The sequence below is a fragment of the Nocardia sp. NPDC052254 genome (genome assembly GCF_040679495.1).
Classification (GTDB): Bacteria; Actinomycetota; Actinomycetes; order Mycobacteriales; family Mycobacteriaceae; genus Nocardia.
The window spans coordinates 739,686-751,789 of sequence record NZ_JBFAUW010000001.1 but is presented as its reverse complement, the minus strand read 5'-3'; the positions used below and the strand labels follow the sequence as shown (position 1 = coordinate 751,789).

Sequence of the window (12,104 nt, the reverse complement as noted above, 5' to 3'; positions counted from 1 at the left end):
GAGCTTTCCCATGTACGGAGTGAAAGAACTCGCCTACGTCGTCTACGAGGCGGGCGATCTGCCCGCCTGGCGGCATTTCGCCTGCGATCTGCTCGGGATGCAGCTCGCCGAGGAGGACGCCGATGCGCTCGTCTTGCGCACCGACGACCGGGCCTTCCGCTGGCGCGTCGAGCGCGGCTCGAGCGACGACCTGCTCGTGTCGGGGTACGAGGTCGACTCGGATCGGGCGCTCGACCACCTGGTGGGCCGGCTCCGGGCCGCGGGTGCGCGGGTCGCCGAGGGCGATGCCGAGCTGGCCGCTTCCCGCCATGTCGATCGCGTCGTACTGACCGCCGACCCGATGGGCAACCGCATCGAACTGGTGACCGGTTTCGCCGACGCGGGCACACCGTTTCGATCCGAGTTGCTGCTCGGCTCGTTCGTCACCGGCACCGGCGGCGCGGGCCATCAGGTACTGCTGGCCCGCGGAGTGAACCGCTCGGAGTACATGGCTTTCTACGAGGGCGTGCTGGGCTTCCGGGTCAGCGACACCATCGTCGAGGAGCTGGCACCCGGTGTGTACGCCGACCTGATCTTCCTGCACTGCAATCCACGCCATCACTCGGTGGCGTTCGGCGAGATGCCGCACCCGAAACGAACCCATCACGTCATGATCGAGGTGAGTGACATCCGCGATGTGGGCATGGCCTACGACCGCTGTCTCGATGCCGCGCAACCGTTCGAGATGACGCTGGGCATGCACCCGAACGACAACATGTTCAGCTTCTACGTCCGCACGCCGTCCGGCTTCTCCGTCGAATTCGGCTGGGGCGGTGTGCTGATCGACGACGACACCTGGCAGGTGCGCACCCTGGATCGGCTGCACAGCTGGGGACACCGTGCGCCCGAGGTGGTCCACGAACTACTCGGCCGAGCGCCGTTCACGAATATCGCACACGAGGAGAAGGCGCACCGATGACGATCACCCAGGATTCGGCGGCTCGCGCGGTCACCACCCGCGACTGGACGCTGCGGTATTACGAGGCCGGCCCGGCCGACGCCCAGCCGATCGTGCTCCTGCACGGCAGTGGCCCGGGCGCGACCGGATGGTCCAACTTCGCCGGCAACATCCCCGGACTGGCCGAGCGATTCCACGTCTACGCGGTCGACATGCCCGGGTGGGGTGAGTCCGATGCGGTCACCGTCGACCGGCTCGATCACGTGGACGCGGCGGTGCAATTCCTGGACGCGGCCGGGATCGAGAAGGCGGCCTTCGTCGGCAATTCGATGGGCGGGCACACCTCGCTGCGGCTGGCGATCGACCATCCGGAGCGGGTCACCCACCTGATCACGATGGGCCCGCCGATCGGCAAGGTGCCGACCCTGTTCGGTGCGGGCGACGGCCCCTCCGAGGGCCTGAAGGTGCTGATCGAGGCCTATCGAGATCCGTCTCCGGCGAATATGCGCCGCCTGGTGGAGGTGATGACCTTCGACAAGGCACGCTTCGCCACCCCCGAACTCGTCCGGGCCCGCTCGGACGCCGCCCTGGCCCGGCCCGAACACCTGCGCAACTACGTGGCGGGCCTCGCGGCCGGTACGCCGATACCGGAATGGGTGGATCGCTCCCGTCTCGCCGATATCTGCGCCCCCACCCTGCTCGTCCACGGTAAGGACGACCGGGTGGTCTCCTACGAGAACACGCTGTTCCTGCTGGCCCACATCCCCGACAGCCGGGCGGTGCTGCTCAACCGGTGCGGGCACTGGGCGATGATCGAGCACGCCGAGGAGTTCAACCGGCTCGTCGCGGGATTCGTCGCCGGCGACTGAGCGGGGCGATCACGCCGCCCGGTCGGCGCTCAACTGTTCCCAGGATGCATGCGGATTGTTATCATGAATATCCGCAGTGGGGCGTCGGCCGGCGTGTGGGACACCCCGACGGGTGCTGTGATTTAGGTAAGGCTAACCTTAGCTTTACTGAGATCATCGACCCGAAGTAGGACACACAGCGCATGGCAGCGAATACCCAGCACGCACGGCCGTGGAAGCTCGGCTTCCGGCACCGACGATGGATGATCGGCGGCGTGATCGCAGCGCTCGCGCTGACCGCCGGTTGCTCGAATCGCGATCCGCAGACCGCGGACAACAGCGGCGCCGGTGCGCTGACGATCGTCGATCAGCGCGGCAGAACCATCACACTGGACGGGCCCGCCCGGACGGTGGCGTTCACCGTCATGCCCGCGCCGTCGATCTTCGCCGCGGTCGACCGCAGCTACGACCGCATCGTCGGCATCAATCAGTCGACCCGGGTGGCCAACCGGGGTGGCATGTTCGCCACGATGTTCCCCGCCTCGGCCGACACCACCACCGTCGCCGGTAGCGATTTCGTGCCGAATGTCGAGACGCTGCTGAAGCTCCGGCCCGATGTCGTCGTCCAGTGGGGCGACCGCGGTGCGAGCGTGACCGAGCCGATCGAATCGGCCGGGTTCCCGGTGGTGGGGCTGAAGTACGGCACCCAGGAAGACCTCGAACAGTGGATCACCCTGTTCTCCCGGATCGCCGGGAAGCCCGATCGCGGAGAACAACTCGTCGCGTGGCAGCGCAGCGAGCAGGCCGAGATGCGTACCCGGGTGAGCGGACAGCAGGGGCATCGCCCGCGCGCGATGATTCTCTCGCGCGCCGGTGACACCTACAGCACCACCACCGCCGAGGGCTATGACGGATTCCAGTTCGATCTGGTCGGCGCGGATCTGGTCACCAAGGGGTTCGTCTCGGATTCCGGAACGGTCGGACCGGAGCAGATCCTGTCCTGGGACCCCGAGGTCATCATGCTCAGCGGGTTCGACGAGAGCACCCCTGCCGACATCTACTCCGACCCGCGCCTGTCCGGCGTGAGCGCGGTACGGAACAAGCGGGTCTACAAAACCCCGCTGGGCGCCTACCGTTGGCAGGTACCCAGCGCCGAATCGCCGCTGATGTGGCAATGGATGAACCGGATCCTGTACACGGGCGCACACGACGGGCAACTACGCGACGACATCCGCGCAGCCTTCGACGATCTGTTCGCCTACCGGATCAGCGACGACGAGATCGATCAGGTGCTGCGCCTGGACCTCAACAAGAACGCCGCGAACTATGACCAGTTCCTCCGTTGACACCGTGGCGGACCCCGCGCCGCGACGCGCGCGGTTCGATCGCCGGTGGCTGGCCGTCCCGGGCTTCCTCGTCCTGCTGATCGTCGTGGCGATCGGCGCGCTGGCCGTCGGCCGCTACACGGTGCCACCGAACGAGATCGTGCGCATCCTGGCGGGCCAGGTGCTGCCGATCGAGCACACCTGGTACCCGCAGGAGAAGACCGTGGTGCTCGATGTGCGGCTGCCGCGTGTGCTGCTGTCGATCCTGCTCGGCGCCGGACTGGCGCTCACCGGTGCGGTGATGCAGGCGGTGTTCCGCAATCCGCTGGCCAGCGCGCAGATGCTGGGTGTGTCATCGGGTGCGTCGTTCGGCGGCGTCCTGATCCTGCTCGCCGGATTCGGCGGTGCGGCACTGGTCGGCGGGGCCTTCCTCGGCGGTGTCGCGGCGCTGGTTCTGGTCGTGGTGATCGCTCGGGCAGTACCCGGGGCGCCCTTGCTGATGATCATTCTCGGCGGCACGGTCGTCGGTGCGATGTTCCAGGCGATGGTCTCGTTCATCACCTACATCGCCGACCCGTACAGCGAACTCCCCTCGATCGTGTTCTGGCTCATGGGTTCACTGGCCACGGCCAGCTATACCAAGGTGCTGACCGCGGCGGTCCCTATTCTCGTGGCGGGCGTGGTGGTGCTGGCCTTGCGCTGGCGGCTCAACATCCTCGCGATGGGGGACGAGGACGCCACCGCGCTCGGTCTCTCGCCGGGACGGCTGCGCAACCTCCTGCTGGTGTGCGTCGCGCTGATCACCGCCGGATCGGTATCGGTCGCCGGTGTGATCGGCTGGGTGGGCCTGGTCGTCCCGCATCTGGTGCGCATGATGATCGGCACCGACAACCGGATGGTGCTGCCGGTCAGCGCCCTGCTCGGCGCCACCTATCTGACGCTGATCGACACCCTGTCACGCACGGTCACCAGCGCCGAGATCCCGATCGGCATCCTCACCGCCATCATCGGCGCGCCGTTCTTCGTGATGCTGTTGATCCGCAATCGAACTCGCCTGTGGGGTGCCGATGCTTGAGGCGCGATCGCTGTCGTTCCGTTACTCCGACAAGGGCCCGTGGATCTTCCGCGAGGTGTCGGTGCGTGCCGAGGCGGGCCAGGTGCTCGCCGTGCTCGGCCCGAACGCGCGCGGCAAGACCACGATGCTCAAATGCCTGGCCGGTATCGCCCGCCCGGTGTCGGGTTCGGTCGAATCCGACGGCGGCGTGGGATATGTCCCGCAGAGCCACGCGGTGGTGTTCTCGTTCTCGGTGCTCGACATCGTGCTGATGGGCCGGGCACGGGCGGTGAAGATCTACAGCACGCCCACCTCTCGCGATCGCGCCGCCGCGCGGGACGCGCTGCGGCGGGTCGGCATCGCGCATCTGGCCGACCGCGACTACACCGGGCTCAGCGGCGGCGAACGCCAGCTGGTCCTGATCGCCCGGGCATTGGTTTCCGATTGCGGCACCATCGTTCTCGACGAACCCGCGGCCGCCCTGGACCTGCGTAATCAGGCCCGGGTGCTGACCGTGCTGCGTGCGCTGGCCGAGGACGGGATGGCGGTCGTGATGACCACCCACCACCCCGATCACGCCCTGCACGCCGCCGAACGATCGATGCTGATGGTCGACGCGGACGATCAGCGCATCGGCCCGACCCGCGAACTGCTCACCGGCGCGCTGCTTTCCGAGATGTACGGGGTGCCGATCGTCACCGCCGATGTGCGGACCCCGAGCGCGACCAGACGCCTGACCGTTCCCGATTTCGGACGAGGTATCTCATGACAGTCCTGAAAGCGCTGATGGCCCCGAGCGATGGCGCGGTGGTCGACGGCTTCCGCGACATCGATCTCTACGAGCTCCCGGCGGTGTGCACGGCCGAGGTCACCGGCATCCATCTCGCCGACGACGTCGATCAGGAATACCTGCTCGAACAGCGGGCGTTGCTGGACTCCTTCGTCACCCGCGGCGGCCGCATCGTGATCAACGGTCATGTGCAGCGCAGATTTCTGGCCGGGCTGACCACCTGGCGCACACTCGACTTCCGCAACCCACGCGATCTCACCCTCACCCGGGTGACCGAGCATCCCGTGTGGGCCGGAATCGATCCGAAGTCGTTGCTGTACAACACCGGACGCCCCGGGCCCGTGCCGTTCGAGGAGCTGCAACGGATCGGCGTGGCCGGGTTCTACGGCCGCGGCTGGTACGCGGATCTGCCCGAAGGGGCCCGCGTGGTGCACACGATCGGGCCCACCCGCGCACCGATCGACTACGACTATCCGCTCGGCGCGGGCCGCGTGCTGGTACACGGCGGAAACGATCTGCTGCAGTTCGCCGGCGCCGCACGTGGCACCGCCCGGTTGCGCACCCAGCTCGTGCGCTGGCTGGAGGGCCACGATGACTGAACCCGTCCCCGCCTGTTCGATCGTCATGCTGCACGGTGGCAGCCACGCACAACTGGCGACGCTCGCCGATCCGGCGCTGGCGCCGTATCGGATTCGCCCGCTGCACATCCGGACCGCCGCGCCCGAACGGCTCGCGGATGCCGAGGTGGTCGTGGTGGCCGATCGGCTGCGCCCGGATCTGCTGCGCGACTGGGTTCCCGCGATCCTGGCCGCCCTCGACCGCGGCGCCACCGTCCTCGTGTTCGGCGAGAACTCCGTGGGCGATTGGCTGCCCGGGGCCCGGGAACAGAAACGGCCCACGATCTTCTGGTGGTGGCGCACAGGGGAGGACCACCGGCTGCGCACCCGCTCGCCCGGCCACCCCGCCTGGCAGTTCTTCTCCGGCCGCGCGGTGATCTGGCACTACCACGGTGTGCTCGAACCGCCGCCCGGCGCGGTGAGTCTGGTCGACCTGTACACCACCGCCGGCGCCCTGGACGGGTCGATTCTCTACCTCGACGAGCAGACGACATCCGGTCGCCTGCTGGTCACCACGATGGACCCGGTCTACCACCACGGGTCCGGATTCATGCCCGGCGCAACGCAACTCCTGTACAGCGCGCTGTACTGGGCCACCACCGACCGGAGGAAGACATGCTGAGAGTGCTCGAATCGGGAGTACCGATCGACATCACATTCGCCGACCTGATGAAGTACCACGGTCCGGGCTTCCCCGGCGGGGTGGCGCACGCGTACTGCGCGATGCGGCACGCGGTGGCATTGCTCGGCGCGGTCGAGCGCCGGGCGATCACCGTCCGCACCGCCTTTCCCGGACCCGGTGGTCGCGATGCCGTGGAAATGGCGCTGCGGGCCGTCACCGGTGACCGTTTCGCCGTCGTACCCGAACTGGCCGCGACCCACCGCGGGAACACCTTGGCCCGCTACGTCTGGGCATTCACCCACCAGGACCGGACCGTGACGCTGCAGTTGCGTGACGCCGGTTTCGTCACCGCCGAGTTCATCGAACTCGGCGCACGGCGCGACCGCACCGCGGCGGACGACGAACGGCTCACCCTGCTGAAACAGCAAATGGCCGACCGGCTGCTCGCGGGCGCGGTGGGTGAGGTCTACGAAGAGGTGCGCTGAGAATGTAACAGAGTTCTTTATTCTGTCGGTAGTTCTGGCTAAACCTTAGTGTGACACCAAGTCTGTGGTTGACAGACAGTAGAATCAGGTTTCAAAATAGGGTGATTGCCGAAGTCGAGGAACCGCTCGGCGAGGCATCGGGCGCTGCAGCGGTCGGCGCGGGCATGGCTCCGGCGACATCCGGTCGCCGGGCCGGCGAGTGCGATCGAGGCTGCGAACGAGCAAGTGGCGGGTCAGGCGGAAGGGTCTCCATGACGGCCGTGCAGATGGAATCGATGGTGTCGGAGATGCCCCCGCGGGCACCCCGGCCCGGGGTGGTGGAACGGCTCACGCTGATCCTGGACGCGTTCTCGGTCGATACCGAGATCCTTCGTCTGGAAGACATCACCCGGGGAACCGGCCTGCCCCGGTCGACGGCATTCCGGCTACTCACCCAACTGGTCGATCTCCATTGGCTCGAGCACACCTCCGCGGGGTATCGCCTGGGCATCCGGTTACAGGGAATCGGCGGACGTGGCGCCGACCATTCCGAACTCCGTTCGGCCGCCTCCGGATTCCTCAACGACCTCCATCTGCGAACGGGCGCCGTCGCCCACCTCACCGTCCTGGAAGGGCGGTCGGTGCATTTTCTGGACAAGGTCGGTGGCGCCGCCAGCAGTCGTGTTCCCTCGCAGGTCGCGGCCCGGCTCCCCGCCGCGCGCACGGTCAGCGGGAGGGCGTTGCTCGCCTGCCTCGAGCCCGAGCAGGTCGACAGGTTGATGGCCATGGGGTCGCGTCGCGCAGGTGAGCCCGGATCGGCACTGCACGCGCAGCTGAATCGGATCCGCCGGCACCGCGGTATCTCCTACGCGCCGGGTGACCGGTGCCCACTGCGGATCAGTGCGGTGGCCGCCCCGATCCATGGGCCGGCGGGTGCGGTGGCCGCGATCTCGTTGGCCAGCACCGGCGTCGTCGAACTCGAGCGGCTGGCGCCGCTGGTCTTCGCCGCCGCGCGCCGCACCGGCCGTGCCCTGTTCCCGGAACGACCCGAACGCCGCCTGGTTTCGGTCCGCTCCGGGTGAGCGCCGTTCGCGTTCGAGGCAGCGCCGGACGGACCGGCGCAACGACAGGTGTCGCTGCCGGTGTCGCGCAGGGGTGCGGCTGTCACCGGTCGTAGGCTTGGGCAATGGCACCGGACCGCGACAAGGCACCCGATCTCAAGCCCCGCTCACGCGATGTCACCGACGGGCTGGAGAAAACCGCCGCCCGCGGCATGCTTCGCGCTGTCGGCATGGGTGACGACGACTGGAGCAAGCCTCAGATCGGCGTGGCCTCCAGCTGGAACGAGATCACGCCGTGCAATCTGTCGCTCGATCGGCTGGCCAAGGCGGTCAAGGAGGGTGTGCACACCGGCGGCGGATATCCGCTGGAGTTCGGCACGATCTCGGTCTCCGACGGGATCTCGATGGGCCATGAAGGGATGCACTTCTCGCTGGTGAGCCGCGAGATCATCGCCGATTCCGTCGAGACCGTCATGATGGCCGAGCGTCTGGACGGTTCGGTTCTGCTCGCCGGCTGCGACAAGAGTCTGCCGGGCATGCTGATGGCCGCCGCGCGCCTGGACCTGGCCAGTGTCTTCCTCTACGCCGGCTCCACCCTGCCGGGCAGTGTGGACGGCCGCGACGTCACGATCATCGACGCCTTCGAAGCGGTCGGTGCCTGTATGAAGGGCTTGATCAGCCGCGCGGACGTCGACCGGATCGAGCGGGCCATCTGTCCGGGCGAGGGCGCCTGCGGCGGTATGTACACCGCCAACACGATGGCCTCGGCCGCCGAGGCACTGGGCATGAGCTTGCCCGGTTCGGCCGCGCCGCCCGCCCCCGACCGGCGGCGCGACGAATACGCGCGTAAGTCCGGTGAGGCCGTCGTCGGACTGCTCCGCAACGGCATCACCGCGCGCGACATCTTGACCCTCGAGGCGTTCGAGAACGCCATCACGGTCGTCATGGCCCTCGGTGGTTCCACCAATGCCGTGCTGCATCTGCTCGCCATCGCCCGGGAAGCCGGAGTCGAGCTCACCCTCGCCGACTTCAATCGCGTCGGGGACAAGGTGCCACATCTGGGTGACCTCAAGCCGTTCGGGCGCTACGTCATGAACGATGTCGACAGGGTCGGTGGCATCCCGGTCGTGATGAAGGCGCTGCTGGATGCCGGTCTGCTGCACGGGAATACGCTCACCGTCACCGGCAGGACCATGGCCGAGAATCTGGCGCACATCGAGCTGGGCCTCGACGGCGACGTCATCCGGCCGCTCGATCGCCCGATCCACAAGACCGGCGGGCTCACCATCCTGCACGGCACCCTCGCACCCGAAGGGGCCGTGGTGAAGAGCGCGGGCTTCGACTCCGATGTCTTCCGCGGCACGGCGCGGGTGTTCGACGGCGAGCGCGCGGCCATGGACGCCCTCGAGAACGGCACGATCGTGGCCGGCGATGTCGTCGTCATCCGCTATGAGGGACCCAAGGGCGGCCCCGGTATGCGGGAGATGCTCGCCATCACCGGTGCGATCAAGGGCGCGGGCCTGGGCAAGGATGTCCTGCTGCTCACCGACGGCCGATTCTCCGGCGGCACCACCGGTCTGTGCGTCGGTCACGTCGCGCCCGAGGCGGTGGACGGCGGGCCGATCGCCTTCGTCGCCGACGGTGATCCGATCGTCCTCGACGTCGCCAACCGCATCCTCGACGTCGAGATCGACGAGGGTGAACTCGCCGCGCGCACGAGCGGCTGGCAGCCTCCGGCGCCGAAGTACACCGCGGGTGTCCTGGCCAAGTACCGCAAGCTGGTCGGCTCCGCGGCCCACGGAGCCGTCACCGGCTGATCAATGGCCCCACAGGGCGCGACGAGCCCGTGGCCAGAATTCGAACCCGGCGGTGGCCACGCCGCCGAGACCGATCACCAGCACCGCCGCGTCGACGCTGGTGCGCCCTTCGCGCGCCCAATACACGTCCTCGAGATCCAGCAGCAGCGCCAGCTCGTCGACGATCAGCGCGGAACCCGCACCGAACGAGGTGGCCACCAGCGGATGCCGCCGGGCGCGCTCGGTTCCCCGTACCGCCACCGTGCCCACCGCCGTGAGCATCGCGATACCTATGTTGTAGTGGTGAAAGTGCCTGCCCCCCAAGCTGATTCCACCGCCGGCGGGCCCATGCCCGGCGCGGATCCAGTGTGTGAGCGCCCGCGTGGCCCCGAATGTCGCCGTGAACGCGGCCCACGCCACCACGGCCGACCGCTCCCCGGGGCCCAGCGTCTCGAGCCACGCCCTGCGAACCGCGCGACCTCGGTGCCGCGCGGTGGCCAGGGCAGTCGCGGGCTGCGGCTCTGCATCGGTCACCAGCTCATCGTCGTCCGGCGCCCTGTCCGCCACACGGTATTCAGCGAATTTCCACACATCCGCATTCGCCGGCGCCGCGATCATGGCCGCGCGGTCTCATCCGCGCCGGACGCCGCGGCGACGCGTTCGAATGCGCGCAGATCCTTGCCGATGACGCCGTGGAGGAGGTAGGCGAGGACGAAGCCTACGATGCCACCGACGCACAGCATGCGAACCGCCCAGACGATGGATTCGATATCGGCGGCCGACAGGAACGTGATGCCGGTGACGCCGACCAGCGGCACCGCGGCGGCCACGGTGAGGTAGAAGCCGGTGCGCCGGGCGAGCCTGCGCAGATGTTCGACGTCGGCGGCGTCGGAGCGCCCGTGCACCAGGAAGACGGGGTACAGGAACCGCACCACGTACCAGGTGATCGCGAAGTACGGGTACGCCAGCGCGACCGCGCCGCAGACGACCAGCGACCACAGAAAATGCGCGTACGTGCCGTGCGGGACGCCACCGGCGGCGAGGTTCAACATCACCGGGAACACCACCCCGCCGAGTACCCAGAACACGAAAGCGGTTCCCGCCACCCGATTTCCGAGCCGTAACGCGTCGACGCGGGCCCGTGTGAGAGTCGCCTCGGGGTAGTCGCGCCCGCGGTACAGGCCGACCGATACCGCGATGAGGCGGCGTGAGATGTAGACGATGACGATGGTGGCCGCCACGATGGCCAGTGGATACAGCACCGCGGCGACATCGCGGAAGGACTGTTGAACCTCGGGCGTGAGCTTTCCGACGATCAGCGTCTTGTTGTAGTAGTAGCTGTATCCGGCCGCCGCCAGGTTCGGCACGGCGATCGCGAGCGCGAGAATCGGTATCGGCCACAACGGCCCGGTCAACCGGCGGTTGTCCGGTGCATCGACCAGATCCCGGGCACGGGGGTCCAGACACAGCTGGAATTGCTGGGCCAGTACCGCTCCGTCGGCCCAGCGATCGGTCCGCCGGGGCGCCAGGCAGGTCAGCAGCACCCGCCGCAGTGCGGCCGGACAGTCGGCGGGAAGGTCGTCCAGGAATTGCTGCGCGATCGGGCGGCGCCGCAGTTCCAGCAACTGCTCGACCGATGTCTGTGCGTTTTTCGCCTCGATCCGCGGGTACGGCCGCCGCCCGGTCAGCAGTTCCCACAGCATGACGCCGAGGGCGAAGATGTCGCTGCGGGTGTCCAGGTCGTCGATGGTGCCCGGGAGTTGCGGGTGGCTCGCCTCGAGGTGCTCGGGCGACATGTAGGCCAGGGATCCCCCGAAATAGGTCACCGGACCGCCGGCCGCGACCTGGTCGCTGAAGCTGATGTTGAAATCGGCCAACTTGGGTGCGGCGTCGGCGGAAAGCAGCACATTCGCCGGTTTGATGTCGCGGTGCAATACACCTCGGCGCCCGGCGTAATACAGCGCCGCGGCGAGCCGGCGGCCGAGCCAGGCCACCGTCTCGGGCCACGACAGGCTCGCGACCTCGTCACGCGCGCTACCGCTCGAGGTGGGTATCTCGCCCTTCTCCTCCAGTGCCTCGTCGACGGCGTCCAGCAGCAGCCGCCCACTGCGGTGTTCCGGCGCGGTCGCACGAACCCTTTCCAGCACCGAGGCCAGCGTGCCGCCCGGCACATACTGCATGTACAGCAGCTTGAGCGCCCGATCCGGTAGTACCCGCTGGTCGTACACCCGGACCACGGACTCGTGATCGAGCTGGGCGAGGGTTTGCGGTTCGGTGCCGTGGTCGGCGGAGATCTTCACGGCCACCAGGCGCGCCATCGATTGCTGGCGTGCCAGGAATACCTTGGCGAAGGCGCCCCGGCCCAGCTCCAGCAGCAGGTCGAAATCATCGATCCGGTGACCGGGTTCGAGTTCTGCGCCGGGAACGGGGGCACTCACCGACCCGCCGACCGGCTGCGGCGCGGTGGGCACTGCCCGATCGGCGGACGGATCGAAGGCGGCGGTGGCATCGTTTTCCGATCGATCACCCATGACCGGTCACTCCAAGAGGAGACTCCGAGACATGGTGAATTTTATCGCGCACCGCTGTC

The 12,104-nt window shown here is 68.1% G+C and carries 12 protein-coding genes; 10 read left to right on the top strand and 2 right to left on the bottom strand.

The window, feature by feature from the left end; translation table 11 throughout:
• Positions 1 to 10: 10 nt before the first annotated feature.
• The 10 genes from AB0L57_RS03490 to ilvD all read left to right on the top strand — a co-directional run bounded on the left by AB0L57_RS03490 (position 11) and on the right by ilvD (position 9,535).
• Positions 11 to 958: a VOC family protein gene (locus AB0L57_RS03490; RefSeq protein ID WP_364956421.1), complete on the top strand. Its 948-nt coding sequence runs from the start codon at positions 11 to 13 to the stop codon at positions 956 to 958.
• Positions 955 to 1,806, top strand: coding sequence for an alpha/beta hydrolase (locus tag AB0L57_RS03485; protein WP_364956418.1), 852 nt, complete (start codon positions 955 to 957; stop codon positions 1,804 to 1,806). The genes AB0L57_RS03490 and AB0L57_RS03485 overlap by 4 nt, the downstream gene beginning before the upstream one ends.
• Positions 1,807 to 1,988: 182 nt before the next feature.
• A complete protein-coding gene (locus AB0L57_RS03480) occupies positions 1,989 to 3,131 on the top strand; it encodes an ABC transporter substrate-binding protein (protein WP_364956417.1) in 1,143 nt (380 codons plus the stop codon).
• The gene (locus AB0L57_RS03475; RefSeq protein ID WP_364956414.1) at positions 3,112 to 4,185 is read left to right on the top strand and encodes an iron ABC transporter permease; all 1,074 of its coding nucleotides are present in this window, start codon (positions 3,112 to 3,114) and stop codon (positions 4,183 to 4,185) included. Before AB0L57_RS03480 ends, AB0L57_RS03475 begins: the two co-directional genes overlap by 20 nt.
• Positions 4,178 to 4,933 carry an ABC transporter ATP-binding protein gene (locus tag AB0L57_RS03470; RefSeq protein WP_364956411.1) on the top strand — a complete coding sequence of 252 codons (756 nt, stop codon included), beginning with the start codon at positions 4,178 to 4,180 and terminating at the stop codon, positions 4,931 to 4,933. Before AB0L57_RS03475 ends, AB0L57_RS03470 begins: the two co-directional genes overlap by 8 nt.
• Positions 4,930 to 5,553: a hypothetical protein gene (locus AB0L57_RS03465; RefSeq protein WP_364956408.1), complete on the top strand. Its 624-nt coding sequence runs from the start codon at positions 4,930 to 4,932 to the stop codon at positions 5,551 to 5,553. The genes AB0L57_RS03470 and AB0L57_RS03465 overlap by 4 nt, the downstream gene beginning before the upstream one ends.
• On the top strand, positions 5,546 to 6,193 hold the full coding sequence (locus AB0L57_RS03460; protein WP_364956405.1) for a hypothetical protein: 648 nt from the start codon (positions 5,546 to 5,548) through the stop codon (positions 6,191 to 6,193). The genes AB0L57_RS03465 and AB0L57_RS03460 overlap by 8 nt, the downstream gene beginning before the upstream one ends.
• Positions 6,187 to 6,678, top strand: a complete 492-nt coding sequence (locus AB0L57_RS03455; protein ID WP_364956402.1) for a hypothetical protein — start codon at positions 6,187 to 6,189, stop codon at positions 6,676 to 6,678. The genes AB0L57_RS03460 and AB0L57_RS03455 overlap by 7 nt, the downstream gene beginning before the upstream one ends.
• A 251-nt stretch (positions 6,679 to 6,929) precedes the next feature.
• The gene (locus tag AB0L57_RS03450; RefSeq protein WP_364956399.1) at positions 6,930 to 7,739 is read left to right on the top strand and encodes an IclR family transcriptional regulator; all 810 of its coding nucleotides are present in this window, start codon (positions 6,930 to 6,932) and stop codon (positions 7,737 to 7,739) included.
• A gap of 104 nt (positions 7,740 to 7,843) precedes the next feature.
• Positions 7,844 to 9,535 carry a dihydroxy-acid dehydratase gene (ilvD, locus tag AB0L57_RS03445; protein WP_364956396.1) on the top strand — a complete coding sequence of 564 codons (1,692 nt, stop codon included), beginning with the start codon at positions 7,844 to 7,846 and terminating at the stop codon, positions 9,533 to 9,535.
• On the opposite strand, the gene AB0L57_RS03440 is transcribed toward ilvD, so the two are convergent.
• Both AB0L57_RS03440 and AB0L57_RS03435 read right to left on the bottom strand, forming a co-directional pair.
• Positions 9,536 to 10,015, bottom strand: a complete 480-nt coding sequence (locus tag AB0L57_RS03440) for a hypothetical protein (RefSeq protein ID WP_364957262.1) — start codon at positions 10,013 to 10,015, stop codon at positions 9,536 to 9,538.
• Positions 10,016 to 10,128: 113 nt separating this feature from the next.
• Entirely contained in the window at positions 10,129 to 12,045 is a 1,917-nt protein-coding gene (locus AB0L57_RS03435; protein WP_364956393.1) for a serine/threonine-protein kinase, read from the bottom strand.
• Positions 12,046 to 12,104 lie beyond the last annotated feature (59 nt).